Raw genomic sequence first — 17,183 nt, 5'->3', positions numbered from 1 at the left:
GCGGTGCTGCCCGAGAGGCAAAACGATGACTGATTTGCTCTTCTATCACCTTGAAACACGTCCGCTCGATTCGGTGTTGCCCATGCTGCTCGAAAAAACCCTCGAGCGCGGCTGGCGCGCCGTCGTCGAAGTGGGCAGCCGTGAACGCCTCGAAGTGCTCGACAGTGCGCTCTGGACATATTCCGACGATGCTTTCCTGCCCCACGGCGCGGCAACGCGCACGGAAACCGACGCCGAGCAGCCCGTCATCCTGACCGATGACGAGACCAATCCCAACGCCGCCACTGTGCGGTTCTTCGTCGATCGCGCCACGCCACGTCCTGTCGAGGGCTACGAACGTTTGGTCTATATCTTCAACGGCCACGACCCCGACGCAGTCACCGAAGCGCGCCAGATCTGGCGAGACCTGAAACCCCAGTTCAACCTCACCTATTGGCAGCAGGACCAGGACGGTCGCTGGAGCAAGAAAGCCTGATGGAAGCGCCCTTCGACACGAAAGTTCGCCATACGCCCGTCGAAGACATTCTTGCCATTCTCCTGGGCACGCTGTTTGTCGGCCTCGGCGTCACCTTCTATTCCGAAGCGCAGATCACGACCGGCAGCACCGCGGGCCTTGCGCTGCTCGTCCAATACGCAACGGGCCTTCCGTTCGGCATCGTGTTTTTCGTCGTGAACTTGCCGTTCTACGTCCTGGCCTTCCTGCGCATGGGCTGGAAGTTCACCCTCAAGACTTTTTTCGCGGTCGGATTGGTGTCGGTCTATCCCTCGCTCATGCCCGCATGGCTCAACATTTCAGGGATCGATCCGCTATTTGCCGCCATCGCCGGCGGCACGCTGATGGGCATGGGGATTCTGGCGCTGTTCCGCCACCGCTCGAGCCTGGGCGGCGTCAACATCCTGTCTCTCTATCTGCAGGAAAACTACAAGGTCCCGGCCGGCTACGTGCAGTTCGGCATCGATCTCGTGATCCTCGCCGCCGCCCTGTTCATCCTGCCGTTCGACAGGGTACTGCTCTCGATCGTTGGTGCCGGCGCCATGAGCCTGGTCATCCTGCTCAACCACAAACCCGGCCGCTATATGGGCATGAGCTGACGCTATTTAGTGATCGGAGCGCCCCCAACCGTCGTTCCGGTGTTCATTCCCGGCATCCGGCGCAGACTAAGCTAAGGGCTCAAACCAGCCCGTAGAGATCAGCGCACCTATTCCACGCGCCCCAGCTTATCGAGCTTGAGCTTCCGCATCAGCGCAAAATGCTCCCGCACGGGCATGATCTCTTCCACATAGAGATCGTAAAAGAAGTCGACCCATTCGTAGCAGAGGATCACCTGCCGATCGCTCGGCACGTAAAACGCGTTCACTTCGCCACAAACTTCTGCGGTCATCGTCACGGTGTTGGGCAGAACGAATGACTTGCTGACCCAATCCGCATAGGTCTCCAGCACTCGGGACTGACGCAGCAGATCTTCGATCTCCTGAAGATCTCCGCTGTCGTCGTAACGAACGGTGATCGGAGCGCTTCCCATGCCTGGCCCTCTCCGGTGCGGATCGAGCACCGCCCGCCAGCCCTTCTCGGCCACGCGGTAGTCCTCGGCGCAGCTCTGCTGCCGATCGATCGGTAGCGAAACCCGTGTCGCATAGCGTGTATGTTCGGCGTAGTCGCTTCCCACCATCAGGCACGCGATCGCATAGGAGCGCTGGATATCGAGGCTGTGCGCCCCGTAGAAATCTGAGTTTACGTACCCGCGCGACGGCCGAGTGACCTCCGACTGCAGCCACCCATCGATCGTATCCTGTAGCGCCACGAAATCGGCGTCTGTCCCCGCTTCGAGGATCAGAAGTGTCGCGAGCATATCGACGGCGTCTTCTTCGCGCCCGAGCACCGGCAGGTCCAATTGATCGACCAGCAGGTGCCCGATTTCATGCAGCATCGTGTGCCGCGTGTTGTTGAGCACGAATTCGATCGCGCCATCGCGCTGCGCGTTGGTCAGATTCTGCGCCAGGGCAGGGGACGCACCCAGCGTCAGGGCCAACGCAAATATCACCCGACCAAACATGCCAATCCCCGTCTAATTTGCCCGATCAGCAAATGCCAATCGCGCGCTGCCGTCAACTCTCAGCCTGCGCCTCTTCCATCTGGCCGCTCTTTTCCAGCCACTGGTCTTCAAGCGCGGCAATCGCGTCCTCGATCTTCGATTTCTCGATTCCAAGCCGAATGGCTTTTTCCGGGTCACCCGAGTAAATCGCCGGATTTTCAAGCTCCCGGTCAACCTTGGCCAAATCCTTGCGCTTCCACTCGATCTTCTGCTCGAGTGCCTTGATCTCCTTGCGCAACGGTGCCAGCTCCGCTCGGCGCGCTGCGGCTTCCTGCCGCTCGCGCTTGCGATCGCCAGCCTGTTGTGCGCCGCCGCCATTGCTGGTCGTCCCGTTCGACGTCAGCGAGCGCTGATACCCGTCCAGATCGTCATCGAAGACCGAGATTGTCCCACCCTCGGCAATCCACAGGGAATCACACGTCGCTTCGATCAGATGCCGGTCGTGCGAAATGATCAGCACCGCGCCCTTATAATCGTTGAGCGCGTGCACCAGCGCGTCGCGGCTGTCGATATCGAGATGGTTTGTCGGTTCGTCGAGGATCAGCATGCCCGGACCGCCGAAGGTGATGATTCCCATCAGCAGCCGCGCCCGTTCACCACCCGAGAGGTTTTTGGCCTTGGTGTCCATGCGCGACGTCGAAAGCCCCATCTGCGACACGCGCGACCGGCGTTTCGCCTCGCTTTCGAGCGGCATCAGATCGACGATATGCTCATAAGGCGTCTGTTCGGGCTTGAGATGATCGAGTTGGTGCTGGGCGAAATAGGCAACATCGAGCGTCTTGGCGCGCAACATCTGTCCGCCCATGGGCTTGAGTTCGCCCGACAACAGCTTTGCGAATGTCGACTTGCCATTCCCGTTCGGCCCGATCAGGGCGATCCGATCCTCGGGATCGATACGATTGGTGATCCGCCCCAGAATGACCTTGTCGCCGTAGCCCACCGACACATTGTCGAAAGTGATCATCGGCGAAGCAGGCGACTTCTTCGGCTGCTGGAAGCTGAACGGAGCCGAATATTCGTCGAACAGCGCCTCTGGCGGTCGCAGCTTGGCGATCGCCTTCACCCGGCTCTGGGCCTGCTTGGCCTTGGTTGCCTTGGCCTTGAACCGATCGACGAACTTCTGCATGTGCTCGATCTGGGCGAGCGTCTTCTCCCGCGCCTTGTTCTGCAGTTCCATCTGCATCCGGCGCGTTTCCTCGAAAACGTCGTAAGTGCCCTTGTAGAAGGTCAGCTTGCCACGCTCGAGGTGGATGATCGAATTGACCGCCTTGTTGAGCAAGTCGCGGTCGTGCGAAATCATGAAGACGGTATAGGGATAGGTGGCTAGGTATTTTTCTAGCCACAACGTGCCTTCGAGATCGAGATAGTTGGTCGGCTCGTCGAGCAGCAGCAGGTCGGGCTGCGAGAACAGGACGCCCGCCAGCGACACGCGCATCCGCCAACCGCCCGATAATTCGCTACACGGCCCGTTTTGTCGCTCGAGCGAAAATCCCAGGCCCTTGAGGATCGAACTGGCCCGCGCCTCGGCGGTATGGGCGTCGATGTCGGCCAACCGCATATGAATTTCAGCGATCCGGTGCGCGTCTTCCGCGGTCTCGGCCTCTTCGAGCAGCGCCGTGCGCTCCTTGTCGGCGGACAGCACCATATCCAGCACGCTCATCGCGCTGGCGGGCGCTTCCTGCGCCACGGCCCCGATCCGCGCCCGTCGATTGATGTCGATCGATCCCTGCTCGGGCGCAAGAAAGCCCTGGATCAATTGAAACAGTGTCGTCTTGCCCGATCCGTTCTTGCCTACGAACCCGGCTTTTGCCCCCGTCGGCAACGTCACGGAAGCCCCCTCGAACAGGGGCCGCCCGGCAATCTTGTAGTGGAGATCGGTAATGGTAAGCATGATGGCGCGGTGAGTATCGTTGCTTGGCACTAAGCGCAAGCCATCACCCCGCCACGGCCCGACTTGCCACTGCCATGGATGGAGGCTAAAAGGCGCCACCTTCTCCGATCCATTCCCCATAAGGACCAAGACAAATGGCCATTCAGCGCACCTTTTCGATCATCAAACCGGACGCCACCAAGCGCAACCTGACCGGCAAGATCATTTCCAAGTTCGAAGATGCAGGCCTGCGCGTCATCGCATCGCGCCGTATTCAGATGACCCGTGAACAGGCCGAAGGCTTCTATGCGGTCCACAAGGAACGCCCCTTCTTTGGTGAACTGGTCGATTTCATGATTTCAGGCCCGGTTGTCATCCAGGTCCTCGAAGGCGAAGACGCTATCGCCAAGAACCGTGAAGTCATGGGCGCCACCAACCCGGAAAACGCCGACGCCGGCACCATCCGCAAGGAATTCGCGCTTTCGGTCGGCGAAAACTCCGTCCACGGCTCCGACGCGCCGGAAACTGCTGCCGAAGAAATCAAGTTCTTCTTCAAAGACGAAGAGATCGTCGGCTAACGCCCGATCGGTTTCAAAATCTCCGAGGGCCGCTCCAGCCGGGGCGGCCCTCTTTTAATGTGGCTGGATGCGCTCGACCCGGTCCTGCATGATCTTCTCCCGCCCGATCAGCCTATGCACATCGCCGCGATGCAGGCCGATATCCTTGAGCTGCCAGTCCGCCATCTCCGACATATAGATCAGGGCATCCCGCCGTTCCCGACGCGCGCGCAAACCTCTGTACCAGCTTGCTACCAGCTGCCGCGCCAACTGCCAGGCGCCCGTCCGCTCATCCCAAAATTCATCTCTATTAAAAACAGTCATTGCTCATCTCCAAATTCCGATGAGTGACTGTGCGCCTGCACGACGAATTGATCTAACGAATGTTTTTGGCTATTATCATCGATAAATCCGATGAAAGGTCGTCGCCCATGTTGTCCCTCGATCCCGACTTCCTCCGCACCTTCCTCGCCATTTCCGAGACGGGAAGCTTTGGCGCTGCCGGCGAGCGGGTGAACAAGACCCAGTCTACGGTGTCCGCGCAAATGAAGCGGCTCGAAGAGATCGTCGGCGTGCCCCTGTTCGAAAAGAAAGGCCGCCGCAACGTCTTGACGCCCGATGGCCTCAAACTCCTCGAGTACGCCGCCTCCATGGTCCGGCTGAACGACGAAGCCATTCGGGCCTTCAAGCCCCCCGAAATAAGCGGTCGCATCCGTCTGGGCGCCATCGATGAATACGCCCAGGCATTCCTGCCGGGCACGCTGCGCAGTTTCGCAGCGGTCCATCCTGCCGTCCATGTTGAGGTCGCCACCGGCTCAAGCGGTCAGTTGCGCGATCTGCTCGAGGCGGGAGAACTCGACGCCGCGATCATCTCCTGCCGCACCGGCGACAGCGACACGGAAATCCTGCGCTCGGATCGCCTCCACTGGTTCGGCGGCGAAACTACGCCCCGCACCATGACGATCCGGTCCCCATATGCGCATGGTCGGCAGGCTGCTCATGGCGTGAAATGGCGTCCGCAGCACTCGTGCGCGATGGCCGCAAATGGCGCCTGGCGCTCACCACCTCAAATGCGGCGCTCATCACGCTGACCGTGCGCGACGGTCTGGGCGTTGCCGTTGCGCCCGCCTGGTTCATCAGTCCCGGCCTGCGCATTCTCGATGATATGGACGCCCGCTATCCGCTCGGCATTGCCGAAATGGGAATCAAGCGCGCCACGGGGGCCGCAACCCCGATCCTCGACGTGTTCATCAGCCACATCAAGGCCGAGCTCAACTCAACCGCTCTTGCTGCTTGATCCCGCTTCGGCCCGCGCGGCCGCAATGGAGTTTGCGAGATCGCCGATCTGATCGGCAAATTTCTCCTCGCTGCTCTCGCTAGTGCTCATCCAGTCCGAATAGCGCTCCAGCATTGGCACGAACACTGCAAGATCTTCGTCCGACCAGCCGGCAAAGAACTCGCTCAGCAATAACCATTTGTAGCTGTGCACCGCGGTCACGATCGCATCCCCCGCCGCCGTCAATTCCAGCACCGTCCGCCGCGAATCCTTTTGCGAGACCGCCCGGCGCACATAACCGGCGTTGACCATCTCGGCCACCACACGGCTGGCTCGCGACGGGTCGATCATCAATCTTTCAGCAACCGTCGAAACCATTGTCTCGGCCTCAGCGTTGCTCTCGAACTCGTAATGCGGCGCGGCGATGGCGAACAGCACGTCGAGCTGGGCGAGGTCGATATCGAGCCCAAGCGCCGCCAGCGCCCGATGCCCCAGCTCTCGCTTATGCATCTTGCGCCGCCAGTTCTGGGCCACGGCATCGATCCGCATCAGCGCTTCGGCCAACCCGGCGTCGTGCCCGCTTTTGTCGAGCAAAATCCGTAGCGTCTCGTGTCGATCCTGCATTGGGCGAAACTCCAAATCCGTGCCGAACGCATTTACATGCTATTGACATGTAAATGTCACAGGCAGATATATCAAGCGACTTTCAATCCGGAGCACCCGATGTCGCATTCCGCACCGGCCCAAAACCCCGCCAACGTCAAATTGGTCATTGGTGCCGTAATCGCAACCCTTCTCGCCGCATCTCTCGGCCAGACCATCATCACGACGGCTCTGCCGATCATCGTGGGCGATCTCGGCGGCATCGAGTTCATCTCGTGGGCCATAACCGCCTATCTGCTCGCTGCAACGGTCGCTGCGCCGGTCTTCGGCAAGCTCGGTGACATGTACGGCCGCAAGCTGATGCTCCAGATCGGCATCGGCCTTTTCCTGCTCGGCTCGGTGATCGCTGCGTTTTCGGTCGACCTCACCATGCTGGTCGTCTGCCGTTTTATCCAGGGCCTTGGGGGCGGGGGCCTCATCGTCACCGCCATGGCCGCCGTCGGCGACGTGCTCCCAGCGCGCGAACGTGGCAAAGCACAAGGCTTCATCGGCGCCGCCTTCGGCCTTTCCACCGTCATCGGCCCGCTGATCGGCGGCGTCATCGTCGAGGCGTTGAGTTGGCGCTGGCTGTTTCTCGTCAACGTGCCGGTCGGCATCGCCGCCTTTGCCGTGATCGCCATTGCGTTCGAAACACGCGAAAAGGGCAAGCAGCACAAGATCGACTATGTTGGCGCCATTCTTCTGGCTGCGGCACTGTCTGCACTGGTTATCTACACCAGCATCGGCGGTACCATCCTGCCATGGGCAGCCCCCGAGGCGCTGATCCTGCCGGTCATCGCAGCGGCGGCATTGGTCGGTTTCATTATCGTCGAACGCCGCGCCGTCGAGCCCATCCTGCCGCTCTACCTGTTCCGCAACAACGCGTTCCTGGTCAGCAACGGTATCGGCTTTATCGTCGGCACCGTGATGTTCGGCACCATCACTTACATGCCGTCCTACCTCCTGATCGTTCAGGGTTTTTCACCCACTCAGGCCGGGCTGGCGCTCCTGCCGATGATGGTGGGCCTGATCGGCTCATCGACACTCTCGGGCCTCTTCATGTCGCGCACGGGGCGCTACAAGATGCTCCCGATCATCTCATCGGCCATGCTTGCCATCGGCGCAACACTGCTCTCGACCCTCGGCACCCAGACCCCCTTTGCCCTGGTCGTGCTCTATACCTTCATCGTCGGCGTCGGCATCGGCCCGATCATGAGCGTCGGCGTCGCCGCCATCCAGAATGCCGTGCCCCACACCGTCATGGGCGTGGCAACAGCCAGCGCGCAGATGTTCCGTCAGATCGGTGGCTCACTCGGCGTTGCCGTGCTCGGCGCCATCTTTGCCAATCGACTAGCCTTCGAAACCGCCGCCATCGGCCACGATGAGGGTACTGCAGGCTTTAACGCCGATATCCTTGCTGCCATGCCCGCCACCGAACAGGCAGCCATGCTCGAAGCTTACGTCTCTGCGCTTCACCCCATATACTGGGTCGCCGCCGCCGCCGCCGTCATTGCCTTCGCCATCGGCTGGCTCCTCGTCGAAATCCCTCTGTCCGACCGTTTGCCCGCCACCGAAGACACCGACGCCGAACCCCAAGCCGCCGAATAGCCACCACTTCTCCCTCAGGGGAGAGGTCGGCCCTTAGGCCGGGTGAGGGCAGTTGCCAAGCACCTTAGCGGGAAATCTCGGCACAAACGCCGCGCATACTGGATCCCGGCTTAGGTCCCAGACGAAGTTTGAGGTTGCAAGAACTCCTTTATGCACGCCCCGTCTCCCTTCTCAAGTTGAGGGCGAAGGGTGCGATGAGCTCAGTGCGCGCCATGACTGCGAGTGATCGACAAGCGGCGACAAGCACTCTTCGACTGTGCCCCCAGCATCACCACACCCACCACTGTCATCCCGGTCGAAGACCCTGGACCCAGTATACTCCGAATCAAAGATTGACCCGCGCCGCTGACACGCCAGCTACGCCGAGTCTTAAAAGCTCGCGCGCAACGTCACCCCGACATCGTGGCTGTCATAGGTGTAAAACACATTGTCCGACCAGCTATTGGTGTACTCGTAATAGATCGATGGCATGAACGGCCCCACGGTAATCCCGCGGTGGCTGGCATCGATCCTGCCCGAAACGAACGTGTCGACTTGATTGTCGAGCTCGAACGGGGCAGGGCGCGCGTGAAACCGCTGCCCCGCAGTGCCCTCAAGGCCCAGCAACAGGCCACCATCCATAAATGCATCCAGCCGCGCCGTTCCCGTCGCTTCGAGCGTGCTCAACGTCTGGTCGTCGGTATGATTGTAGATCGCCCGCGCCGTCGTCGTGAGGTTCAGATTGGGCGTTAGCGTGCTGGTCAAAGAAACCGCGCCATCGATGATCGCCCCATTGCGCTCGGGGTTCAGCGGACGATCGACGGCCGCCGCACGGAAATTGACCGCCAGCCGCTGCTGCGCCGTGACGGGTATCGACAGCGTATTGCGCACGCCCGCCTCGGTCCGCACATGTGCGTCGTTTTCAAATCCCACTGTCACATAGGGCGCGACAACCGCCCGCGCCGATCCGGCCAGCGCGAAATTGACGGGCAGTTCGGCGGTAAGGCTCGGCTCGAACGTCTCGTCCGCGGTCGAATATCGAATATCTGTCCGCAAAACACCCGAAAGGCTCCAGTCCTGCCCCTCGGCCAAATGCACGGTCATCGCGCCACCAAGCTGAAACAGCACACCGAGCTGGCCCCGCGCCTCTTCCGGAATCTGTCCGACGCCCCAAAGACCGCCGTCAATTTCACTTGCCCCAGTCTGCCTATTCACATTGGTCGATGGCACAACCCCCGCATACCCGCTGAACGATGGCCGATCGCGCGATTCCTGGTCACGCAGCAATTGCCCGACGAGATCACGCTCAGGCCCGGCAGGCAAAATCGCCTGCAGCGAGGTCAGCCGCTCCGCCGCAACGTCATTGCGCCCCAATTCCGCATGGCAACGATAGGATACGAGATAAGGCGGCACGAAAAAGGGCAGGGTGCCGATCACCAGATCGGCCAGGACCGTCGCCTCCTGGCACTGCCCATTGGCCGCATGCCTAACGGAAGCGGCGTAGGCAGCCATGATATCACCCTGACCAGCCTGCGCATCGAGCTGCACCGCAATCGAATCCGCCTGCTGCCAATTCCCCGCAGCCAGCGCCTGGTCGAGCGACGTCAGCGAAACACCTTGCGCGTAGGCCGGCACAATCACCAAACCGGTCATCAGGATGCCAAAAACGAATTGTCCAACGCGGTGCAACAGATACCCCCGGGTCCAAAACACGGACCTTACTGTAAATTACTCAACAAAAAGCGGCGCGCATACGCGCCACCAGAACTCTTGAAAACACGCCGCAAACCCAAGTGCATCTTAAAGGCCAAACCACCTCCGTGCTCCACGCATATAGGTCACCCCGACATCATCCCTACGCTCCTTCACCCCGGGATTTATTCCCGGGGTCCAGTCACAGAGACGGCTAAGGCGCGAGCGCTAAAGTGGACCGCAGATCAGCGTTTAGTACCAACGAGCGCACCAGCGGTGGCGGCATTGCCAGACTGACCGCTGATCAGCCCGCCCATTTCTGCGGCCCCAGGGCCATAGAACTGTCCATCGACACCGTTATCCGATGCAAAGCCAGAATTTGCGAATGTCTGCAAATCACCCGTAAATCCGGTTCCGCGAACGACCCCAGATCCGCCACCAACGAGGGTGTTTGAATCGTACAGGTCCATCGAATAGGTACGGCTATCGAAATTAACCCCCGCAGCGAACTGTCCGGCGGCACTGGTGCCACCAGTAGATCTCGAGAGCGACCACAGACCATCATAAACGGCCGTCTGTGTCGGCATGCTCGAGGCGGATGTCCTGTTGCCGTTGAGAACGACGACAGCCTGCTGATTGACAGTATTATCGGCAATCAGCGCCGCTTGCGTATGGTCGCCGACATAGAGAATAGCCCCATCATTATTGGAGCTTGTTGGATAGGCGTAAGCGTCGACGCCACGATATGACGTGTCCGGACCGGTGGAGCGATTGAAATTGTATGTGGCCCCTGCAACCTCGACGGTAGCGTTCTGGGGCGACCCGCTGATCGTACCTGTACCCGTGCGCGTCGAGCTGGAGCCGTTCTGCATCTGCAAAGCCGAATAAGTCAGCGGCGACGGCTGCGGCGCGGGTCCAGGTCCAGGCGATGTGCTCGAGCAGCCACTGACCAGCAAAGCGGCAGTCAGTGCGGAAAACGTGAAAAACTTGGTGCCCATCGAATATCCCTCCGGGTGTTGTCGAAACCGCCATGAACTATGGCCGTGTGGGCTAAATTGCGGTCCCAATGTGTTCGTTCCAGCCAATTTGGCAATCGCAATCAATGTGTTGCAACTTCGCCTCTATGGCTGACATCTGCCCCCGCAGGCCCTATTATCGCCGCCAACCAGCATGAACAGTCGATGAATGAACAAGCCACTCGTCCTCCGCACCGCCCGCACAGTCTGCCCCCACGATTGCCCGTCTACCTGCGCGCTTGACGTCGAGGTGCTCGATAACGGCACCATCGGACGCGTCCGCGGCGCGAAGGACGATCCGTACACCGCAGGCATCATCTGCGAAAAAGTCGCCCGCTATGCCGAGCGCGCTCATCACCCCGATCGCCTCCTGTACCCGCTCCGCCGCACAGGCTCCAAAGGCTCGGGCCAGTTCGAACGCATCTCTTGGGACGAGGCGCTGGACGAAATCGGCCGCCGCTTCCTCGACATCGAAGCCGCGTTCGGCCCCGAAGCCATCTGGCCCTATTACTACGCCGGCACCATGGGCCATGTGCACCGCGACGGCATCGACCGCCTGCGCCACGCCAAGGCTTATTCCGGTCAATACGACACCATCTGCACGATGATCTCATGGACCGGCTACATCGCCGGCACGGGTTTGCTCACCGGCACCAATCCAGAGCAGATGGCCGAAAGCGATTGCGTCGTCATCTGGGGCACCAATCCGGTCAACACCCAGATCAACGTCATGACGCACGCCATCCGCGCCCGCCGCGAGCGGGGTGCGAAGATTGTCGTCGTCGACATCTATCGCACCGCGACAATGGAGCAGGCCGATCTGCAGTTGCTCATCCGTCCGGGCAGTGACGGGGCGCTCGCTCTCGCCGTGATGCACGTTTTGCTGCGGGATGGTCTGGCTGACCGCGCTTATCTTGCACAACACACAGATCTCAACCTCCGAACAGAAGCACATATCCAGAACTCGACACCAATATGGGCACATATGCGCACCGGTTTGAGCGTCGCGCAGATTGAAGAGTTCGCCCATCTCGTCGGCAAGAATCCGCGCAGCTATTTCCGCTTGGGCTATGGCTTTTCGCGCCAGCGCAACGGCGCCACAAACATGCACGCCGCGCTTTGCATCCCCGCCATGATCGGTGCGTGGCAGTATCGCGGCGGCGGCGCTTTCCATTCAAATTCAGGCACTTGGGCACTCGACAAGTCCGAAATCACCGGCGCCTCCCTGGCGACGCCGGGCGTGCGCGAAATCGATATGTGCCGTATCGGCGCCGTCCTCACCGGCGACCCCGAAGCGCTCAAGACCGACACCCCGGTGAAAGCTCTTCTGATCCAGAACACCAACCCGATGGTTGTGACTCCCGATCACAATCTCACCCGCCAAGGCTTTGAAAGAGAAGACCTTTTCACCGTCGTCCACGAGCAGTTCATGACCGAGACGGCCGAGATGGCCGACATCGTTCTGCCTGCCACGATGTTCACCGAGCACAATGATTACTACACAAGAGGCGGCCACACCCGCGTCCTCTATGGCCCCAAAATCCTCGAAGCGCCCGGCGAGGCAAAGCCGAACCACTTCGTTATCAATGAGATAGCCAAAAGAGTTGATGCCCCGTCTGCGGTCTCGCTAAAAACAGATCGCGAACTGGTGGCCAGCGTATTCGAGCGATCTCACTATGGCGATCTCGATGAGATCGAAAAAACCGGCTTCGTCGACCGCGCATTGCCGGATGAAAAGTCCCGCTACATCAATGGCTTCGCCTGGGCCGATGGCAAATTCCGCTTCCATCCCGATTGGGAAGCCACCCGCATCAAGCGCGGCGTCCAATGGGTGTGCGATCCCGCCGACATGCCCGATGTTGTGAGCTATTGCGACTGGAACGAACCCACCTCTGATGACGTCCCCTTCCGCCTAACCACTTCACCCGCAAGGACTTTCTTGAACTCCACCTTCATCGAAACGCCGGGAAGCCAGAAGCGCGAGGGCACTCCTTCGCTCCTGATGCACCCCGAGGACGCACTCCGTCAGGGCCTGGAAAATGGCGACGCCGTGACCATCGGCAACCACCGCGGTGAGGTCGAACTCACCCTGCGCATTTTCGACGGCCTGCAGACCGGTGTCGTCGTCGCCGAGGGACTCCATCCGCACAAGGCACATAGAAAGGGCAGGGGAATCAACGTCTTGATCGGTTCTGATCCCGTCAAGCCATTCGGTGGAGCGGCCTTTCACGATGCCGCCGTCTGGGTCCGGGCATCACAGATATGACCGCTCTAGCCCCCGCATCCCGCCCGCGCATTGCCGCTATCGACATCGCGCGCGGTGTCGCGATCGTCGCCATGGTGATCTACCACTTCACCTGGGACATCGCCTCCCTTGGCTTCATCAACTTCGATCCCACCCAGTCAACCCCTTGGGTTATCTTCCAGAAATCCATTGTCGGGACGTTCATATTCCTCACTGGAGTGTCGCTCACCTTGGCCCATGGCGAGCGCATCCGCTGGAACGCCTTCTCGCGCCGCTTTGCGATGATCCTCGGCGCCGCCCTGATCGTCACCGCAGGCACCTATGCGTTTTCACCGCAAACCTTCGTTTATTTCGGAGTCCTCCACGCCATCGCAGCCTTCAGCCTGATCGGCCTCGCCTTCCTGCGCGCACCCATCGTTCTCGTCGCACTCACAGCTATCGTGCTGATTGCAATGCCCCTTTTCGTCCAAAGCCCCATCTTCGGCGAAAAAATATGGTCTTGGGTCGGATTATGGGACGTCCCCCCGCCCAGTGAGGACTTGGTCCCGATATTCCCATGGCTGGGTGTTGCCCTCGCTGGCATCGTTGCCACGCGCGTAGCCCTCGCCACAGGGTTCGTCACAAAAATCGCCGCCATTAAGGGCTCAAACGCGCCAGCCCGCGTCCTGGCAAAACTGGGCCGCTGGAGCCTTGTGATTTACGTGTTGCATCAGCCCATCATGTTGGGCGCGCTCATGGGCCTCGCATCCTTGACCGGCGCAGCCGATGCCCGCCGCGCCGACAACTTCATCGGCAGCTGCGAAACCACTTGCAGCAGTTCCGCAGGCGATCCGGCCTATTGCACGGCCTATTGCGCCTGCACTCTGGAGCGCATCGAGAGCGACGATCTCTGGCCGCTGCTCGAAACGCCCGAGCGCACCGATGACGAGGAAAGCCTGCTGCTCGATCTCACCAATCAATGCGCCACCGAAGTTCTGGACGACATGTTCCTCGCCCCGGCTCAGGAGTAGGTGGTCCAGAAGAAATAAAGCGTCAGCCCGACGCCATAAACGATCACAAATCCTCGGATCATTTTGGCTGGAACGAGGTGCGAAAAATAGGCCGCCGCAAATCCGCCGACCACGGCGCCTGCCAGCGCGACCGACCCTTCAACCCAGGCGATCGATCCGGTCAACGCGAAGCGAACCACTGCTGCGACTGACACCACGACCGATATCAGGAGCTTGAGCCCATTCATCGCGTGGACGTCTGTATAGCCCGCGAGCGCCAGCCACGCCAAAAGCACGATCCCTAGCCCGGCATTGAAAAACCCGCCATAGAAGCTGATGGCAAGCAGCAACAGCCCCAGCCCAATCGCGCCCGCGCGCGCCGCGTGGCGAGAGCCTGACGAGCGCGAAGCCAGCCAGCGGTTGATCCGGGTTCCAAAGATATAGATCGTCACCGCAAATGCCATAAGCCATGGGATAATCACCGAGAACTGGGCGTCCGAAATCCGCATCAACGCCTCGGCGCCGAGATAGCCACCGACCAAACCGATCATCGAATAGCCGATGAGCTTTTCGCGATAGGGCGCTATGTGTCGCCAATACCCTACGGCACCACTGACATAGCCGGGCAGGCAGGCATAGGTATTTGACGCATTGGCTAGAACCGGTGGCACGCCGGCAAACAGCAATGCGGGAAAGATAACGAAGGACCCTCCACCAGCGAGCGAGTTGATCATCCCGCCCAAAAGGCCGGCGGCGAAAAGCAATATGAATGTCACGATTGAACCCCGGAAGATTTTCGCCGGACCATAACGGCTTTCACATCTGCCGCCACCACTTCCCATGCAATTTCCGCATGATGGCAATGCAATTGACTTCCGCCTGACCCGCGCCTATCTCAGCGCTTGGTTGAAGCGCCAGCCGTCCGCGGGGCATTTGCCCTGAGGTGAAGTCTTCCACGCCAACCCCGATTTTCGGGGCCGCGCGACACTCAATCATCGTCCAATCTATTGGCGGTGCTTGGCAATGCGGGCTCCCAAGACGAAATCCGCCGTGGAGACAAGACGATGCGTAAACCTGCATCCCATCTGACCACGTCCGACCTCAAGACCGAGGCCCGCGAATACCGCGCCGCGCAGCTCGACGCCGGGCGCCCGATCTCTCATGCGCAATCTCTCGAGATGGTTGCTCGGTTTCACGGCTTTAGGGACTGGAACACCGCCGCCGGCGTTTTGCCAGTCACACGCGGGCCGGCTTTTGCAGTCAGCCAGCGGATCGAGGGCACCTTTCTCAAGCAGAAGTTCACCGGCACTATCATCGGCGTCGCTGCGCTTGGGGCAGGGGATATGTTCAAACTCACGATCCAGTTCGATGAACCCGTGGACGTGGTGACGTTCGACAGTTTCTCAGCGTTCCGCCACCGCGTGGATGCTACGGTTACCCGGAACGGCATCTCACCCAGTCGTACAAGTGACGGCGAACCGCATATGGTGATCGCCAACCCGCAATAATGTCTGCCGAACCGGTTCTTCTCTGAAGAGCCGGTTCGAGAGGGCTTGCATCCATCGTCAAATTACGATGAAGTCGCGGCTCAATTCTTAAAGCTTCAGGAGCCATCATGACCGAGCAGACAAAGCCGATCGATCTTTATTATTTCCCCACGCCTAACGGGCACAAGATTTCGATCATGCTCGAGGAACTTGGGGTTAATTACGATGTTCACCCGATCCACATCGGCAAGGGCGACCAATTCAAGCCAGAGTTTCTGGCGGTCTCGCCCAATAACAAGATTCCCGCGATCGTTGATCCGGAAGGGCCGGGTGGTCAGCCAATCTCGGTTTTTGAGTCCGGTGCGATCCTGAAATATCTCGCTGAGAAATTCGGCAAGTTCTATCCCACAGACCCGCGTGCGCGCGTGCTTGTTGACGAATGGCTGTTCTGGCAGATGGGCGGTTTTGGTCCCATGCTCGGCCAGAACCATCATTTCAAGCAGTACGCGCCGGAAAAACTGCCCTATGCCATCGACCGCTATGTTAATGAAACCCACAGGCTCTACGGTGTCCTCAACAAGCAGCTCGAAAGCAAGCAATTCATTGCGGATGACTATTCCATCGCCGACATGGCGACGCTGAGCTGGTCCCTCGGTTGGGAAAAGCAAGGCATGGACCTCAATGAGTTTCCCAATGTTGCGGCGTGGCAGGAGAGGATGAAAGCCCGTCCAGCCGTCGCGCGTGGCCTTGCGGTCAAGCTACCAGAGGAACAGCAGATAAACCTCGCAGAAGACAAGGACGCCCAAAAGGTCCTGTTTAATCAGCGCGCCAAATAGAACAAAAAAGGCGGCACCTTCGCGAGGTGCCGCCTTTATATTTAAAGCCTACAACGGCTCACCACTGATTGCGGTCGAACCAATCGTCAACATCCTTACGCGCTTCGTCCTTGGTCTTGCCGTAGCGCTCCTGGATTTTGCCTTCGAGCTGTTCGCGCTTGCCGGCAACCTGATCGAGATCATCGTCAGTGAGCTTGCCCCACTGTTCCTTGACCTTGCCGGTGAACTGTTTCCAGTTGCCTTCCATCTGATCGCGATTCATTTTTGCTCTCCTTTGCGATTATGCATGAAGAACGTTTAACCCCTTAGCTGGGTTCCTACAGTTTGATTGGCCGGAATAGCTGGGGAGACCACTTTTGTGCCGATAGCGGGAAAAACCCCTTGCACTGCCGCCATCATCCGGGCTACCACCCGCCTCGGAGAGGTGGCCGAGTGGTCGAAGGCGCGCCCCTGCTAAGGGCGTAGGCGGGTAACTGTCTCGAGGGTTCGAATCCCTTCCTCTCCGCCATTCTTCCCATGAAATCATTCTCTGAATGAAGCGGCATGCGAACATCCCCGCCGATCCACGTGATATGCTGTTAACTGAGCCGTACCACTGCAATCCTCGGTCTGCTCTCTGCGTGGCGATATTCTCCGAACCTCTTGCCTCTTTCGATAAGGTAAGAGGAGGTTCAAAGGTAACCTCGCGGGAGCGGTGGCCATATTGATCGCTGCGCTGAAGGCGAGTTTTGGGCCGGTTGTCGCCTGTCCGCTTCCGAGCAGGAATTGGCGAAAGCCGCCATTCCGCAGTCGACCCCCTGCACGAACCCGCTTCGCGGGAGGGACGCGCGTGGTGAGACTTGATGGATTCGTCTGAGGCTCTGGGCAGCTAGAGGCTGGGGTCCGAACATGGC

At 59.8% G+C, this 17,183-nt stretch carries 18 protein-coding genes and 1 tRNA gene; 11 read left to right on the top strand and 8 right to left on the bottom strand.

The window, feature by feature from the left end; translation table 11 throughout:
- Positions 1-25 precede the first annotated feature (25 nt).
- Both BLR31_RS10300 and BLR31_RS10295 read left to right on the top strand, forming a co-directional pair.
- Entirely contained in the window at positions 26-475 is a 450-nt protein-coding gene (locus BLR31_RS10300; RefSeq protein ID WP_090595760.1) for a DNA polymerase III subunit chi, read from the top strand.
- Positions 475-1,092: a YitT family protein gene (locus BLR31_RS10295; protein ID WP_090595757.1), complete on the top strand. Its 618-nt coding sequence runs from the start codon at positions 475-477 to the stop codon at positions 1,090-1,092. Before BLR31_RS10300 ends, BLR31_RS10295 begins: the two co-directional genes overlap by 1 nt.
- Before the next feature lie 107 nt (positions 1,093-1,199).
- Here the strand turns inward: BLR31_RS10295 and BLR31_RS10290 are convergent, their stop codons facing one another.
- A complete protein-coding gene (locus BLR31_RS10290; RefSeq protein ID WP_090595754.1) occupies positions 1,200-2,054 on the bottom strand; it encodes a DUF4344 domain-containing metallopeptidase in 855 nt (284 codons plus the stop codon).
- 52 nt (positions 2,055-2,106) lie between these two features.
- Positions 2,107-3,984 carry an ABC-F family ATP-binding cassette domain-containing protein gene (locus tag BLR31_RS10285; RefSeq protein ID WP_090595751.1) on the bottom strand — a complete coding sequence of 626 codons (1,878 nt, stop codon included), beginning with the start codon at positions 3,982-3,984 and terminating at the stop codon, positions 2,107-2,109.
- A 134-nt stretch (positions 3,985-4,118) separates the two neighbouring features.
- Between BLR31_RS10285 and ndk the strand changes: the two genes are divergently transcribed.
- The gene (gene ndk / locus BLR31_RS10280) at positions 4,119-4,541 is read left to right on the top strand and encodes a nucleoside-diphosphate kinase (protein WP_090595748.1); all 423 of its coding nucleotides are present in this window, start codon (positions 4,119-4,121) and stop codon (positions 4,539-4,541) included.
- A gap of 54 nt (positions 4,542-4,595) precedes the next feature.
- Here the strand turns inward: ndk and BLR31_RS10275 are convergent, their stop codons facing one another.
- Positions 4,596-4,844, bottom strand: a complete 249-nt coding sequence (locus tag BLR31_RS10275) for a YjiS-like domain-containing protein (protein WP_090595746.1) — start codon at positions 4,842-4,844, stop codon at positions 4,596-4,598.
- Positions 4,845-4,951: 107 nt separating this feature from the next.
- On the opposite strand from BLR31_RS10275, the gene BLR31_RS10270 reads away from it, so the two are divergent.
- Together BLR31_RS10270 and BLR31_RS22195 are read left to right on the top strand one after the other, a co-directional pair.
- Positions 4,952-5,611: a LysR family transcriptional regulator gene (locus tag BLR31_RS10270; RefSeq protein ID WP_176762604.1), complete on the top strand. Its 660-nt coding sequence runs from the start codon at positions 4,952-4,954 to the stop codon at positions 5,609-5,611.
- Positions 5,530-5,817, top strand: coding sequence for a hypothetical protein (locus BLR31_RS22195; protein WP_090595740.1), 288 nt, complete (start codon positions 5,530-5,532; stop codon positions 5,815-5,817). Before BLR31_RS10270 ends, BLR31_RS22195 begins: the two co-directional genes overlap by 82 nt.
- On the opposite strand, the gene BLR31_RS10260 is transcribed toward BLR31_RS22195, so the two are convergent.
- Positions 5,797-6,420 carry a MarR family winged helix-turn-helix transcriptional regulator gene (locus BLR31_RS10260; RefSeq protein ID WP_090595738.1) on the bottom strand — a complete coding sequence of 208 codons (624 nt, stop codon included), beginning with the start codon at positions 6,418-6,420 and terminating at the stop codon, positions 5,797-5,799. The genes BLR31_RS22195 and BLR31_RS10260 overlap by 21 nt on opposite strands.
- 99 nt (positions 6,421-6,519) lie before the next feature.
- Here BLR31_RS10260 and BLR31_RS10255 point away from each other — a divergent pair, with 99 nt between their 5' ends.
- On the top strand, positions 6,520-8,046 hold the full coding sequence (locus BLR31_RS10255) for an MDR family MFS transporter (protein WP_090595735.1): 1,527 nt from the start codon (positions 6,520-6,522) through the stop codon (positions 8,044-8,046).
- A 369-nt stretch (positions 8,047-8,415) separates the two neighbouring features.
- Here BLR31_RS10255 and BLR31_RS10250 read toward each other — a convergent pair whose 3' ends face one another.
- Both BLR31_RS10250 and BLR31_RS10245 read right to left on the bottom strand, forming a co-directional pair.
- The gene (locus BLR31_RS10250) at positions 8,416-9,678 is read right to left on the bottom strand and encodes a surface lipoprotein assembly modifier (RefSeq protein ID WP_143009370.1); all 1,263 of its coding nucleotides are present in this window, start codon (positions 9,676-9,678) and stop codon (positions 8,416-8,418) included.
- Between the two features lie 284 nt (positions 9,679-9,962).
- Entirely contained in the window at positions 9,963-10,715 is a 753-nt protein-coding gene (locus tag BLR31_RS10245) for a transferrin-binding protein-like solute binding protein (protein ID WP_090595729.1), read from the bottom strand.
- Positions 10,716-10,902: 187 nt separating this feature from the next.
- Between BLR31_RS10245 and BLR31_RS10240 the strand changes: the two genes are divergently transcribed.
- Both BLR31_RS10240 and BLR31_RS10235 read left to right on the top strand, forming a co-directional pair.
- Positions 10,903-12,999 (top strand): molybdopterin-containing oxidoreductase family protein, encoded by a 2,097-nt coding sequence (locus tag BLR31_RS10240; RefSeq protein ID WP_090595726.1) that lies wholly within the window; start codon positions 10,903-10,905, stop codon positions 12,997-12,999.
- On the top strand, positions 12,996-13,988 hold the full coding sequence (locus tag BLR31_RS10235) for an acetyltransferase domain-containing protein (protein ID WP_090595723.1): 993 nt from the start codon (positions 12,996-12,998) through the stop codon (positions 13,986-13,988). Before BLR31_RS10240 ends, BLR31_RS10235 begins: the two co-directional genes overlap by 4 nt.
- Here the strand turns inward: BLR31_RS10235 and BLR31_RS10230 are convergent.
- A complete protein-coding gene (locus tag BLR31_RS10230) occupies positions 13,979-14,743 on the bottom strand; it encodes a sulfite exporter TauE/SafE family protein (protein ID WP_090595720.1) in 765 nt (254 codons plus the stop codon). The two genes, BLR31_RS10235 and BLR31_RS10230, sit on opposite strands and share 10 nt — an antisense overlap.
- Before the next feature lie 288 nt (positions 14,744-15,031).
- On the opposite strand from BLR31_RS10230, the gene BLR31_RS10220 reads away from it, so the two are divergent.
- Together BLR31_RS10220 and BLR31_RS10215 are read left to right on the top strand one after the other, a co-directional pair.
- A complete protein-coding gene (locus BLR31_RS10220; protein WP_090596184.1) occupies positions 15,032-15,475 on the top strand; it encodes a glyoxalase superfamily protein in 444 nt (147 codons plus the stop codon).
- A gap of 107 nt (positions 15,476-15,582) precedes the next feature.
- Complete coding sequence (locus BLR31_RS10215; RefSeq protein ID WP_090595715.1) at positions 15,583-16,290, top strand: glutathione S-transferase N-terminal domain-containing protein; 708 nt, start codon at positions 15,583-15,585, stop codon at positions 16,288-16,290.
- 58 nt (positions 16,291-16,348) lie between these two features.
- Here the strand turns inward: BLR31_RS10215 and BLR31_RS10210 are convergent, their stop codons facing one another.
- Positions 16,349-16,552 (bottom strand): CsbD family protein, encoded by a 204-nt coding sequence (locus tag BLR31_RS10210; protein ID WP_090595712.1) that lies wholly within the window; start codon positions 16,550-16,552, stop codon positions 16,349-16,351.
- A 156-nt stretch (positions 16,553-16,708) separates the two neighbouring features.
- On the opposite strand from BLR31_RS10210, the gene BLR31_RS10205 reads away from it, so the two are divergent.
- Positions 16,709-16,798 (top strand) — tRNA-Ser (locus tag BLR31_RS10205).
- The last annotated feature ends 385 nt before the right edge of the window (positions 16,799-17,183 follow it).

Source organism: Pelagibacterium luteolum (assembly GCF_900100665.1).
In the GTDB taxonomy this organism is placed as follows: Bacteria; Pseudomonadota; Alphaproteobacteria; order Rhizobiales; family Devosiaceae; genus Pelagibacterium; species Pelagibacterium luteolum.
Note: the sequence above shows the minus strand (reverse complement) of the source record. Positions and strands in the feature narration are given on the sequence as shown.

Excerpts from the sequence above, each read along its gene's own strand:
- BLR31_RS10275 (WP_090595746.1), bottom strand. The coding sequence starts at position 4,844 with ATGACTGTTTTTAATAGAGATGAATTTTGGGATGAGCGGACGGGCGCC.
- ndk (WP_090595748.1), top strand. The coding sequence starts at position 4,119 with ATGGCCATTCAGCGCACCTTTTCGATCATCAAACCGGACGCCACCAAG.
- BLR31_RS10245 (WP_090595729.1), bottom strand. The coding sequence starts at position 10,715 with ATGGGCACCAAGTTTTTCACGTTTTCCGCACTGACTGCCGCTTTGCTG.
- BLR31_RS10250 (WP_143009370.1), bottom strand. The coding sequence starts at position 9,678 with ATGACCGGTTTGGTGATTGTGCCGGCCTACGCGCAAGGTGTTTCGCTG.
- BLR31_RS22195 (WP_090595740.1), top strand. The coding sequence starts at position 5,530 with ATGGCGTCCGCAGCACTCGTGCGCGATGGCCGCAAATGGCGCCTGGCG.
- BLR31_RS10295 (WP_090595757.1), top strand. The coding sequence starts at position 475 with ATGGAAGCGCCCTTCGACACGAAAGTTCGCCATACGCCCGTCGAAGAC.
- BLR31_RS10285 (WP_090595751.1), bottom strand. The coding sequence starts at position 3,984 with ATGCTTACCATTACCGATCTCCACTACAAGATTGCCGGGCGGCCCCTG.
- BLR31_RS10210 (WP_090595712.1), bottom strand. The coding sequence starts at position 16,552 with ATGAATCGCGATCAGATGGAAGGCAACTGGAAACAGTTCACCGGCAAG.
- BLR31_RS10220 (WP_090596184.1), top strand. The coding sequence starts at position 15,032 with ATGCGTAAACCTGCATCCCATCTGACCACGTCCGACCTCAAGACCGAG.
- BLR31_RS10235 (WP_090595723.1), top strand. The coding sequence starts at position 12,996 with ATGACCGCTCTAGCCCCCGCATCCCGCCCGCGCATTGCCGCTATCGAC.
- BLR31_RS10255 (WP_090595735.1), top strand. The coding sequence starts at position 6,520 with ATGTCGCATTCCGCACCGGCCCAAAACCCCGCCAACGTCAAATTGGTC.
- BLR31_RS10300 (WP_090595760.1), top strand. The coding sequence starts at position 26 with ATGACTGATTTGCTCTTCTATCACCTTGAAACACGTCCGCTCGATTCG.
- BLR31_RS10270 (WP_176762604.1), top strand. The coding sequence starts at position 4,952 with ATGTTGTCCCTCGATCCCGACTTCCTCCGCACCTTCCTCGCCATTTCC.
- BLR31_RS10290 (WP_090595754.1), bottom strand. The coding sequence starts at position 2,054 with ATGTTTGGTCGGGTGATATTTGCGTTGGCCCTGACGCTGGGTGCGTCC.
- BLR31_RS10260 (WP_090595738.1), bottom strand. The coding sequence starts at position 6,420 with ATGCAGGATCGACACGAGACGCTACGGATTTTGCTCGACAAAAGCGGG.
- BLR31_RS10215 (WP_090595715.1), top strand. The coding sequence starts at position 15,583 with ATGACCGAGCAGACAAAGCCGATCGATCTTTATTATTTCCCCACGCCT.
- BLR31_RS10240 (WP_090595726.1), top strand. The coding sequence starts at position 10,903 with ATGAACAAGCCACTCGTCCTCCGCACCGCCCGCACAGTCTGCCCCCAC.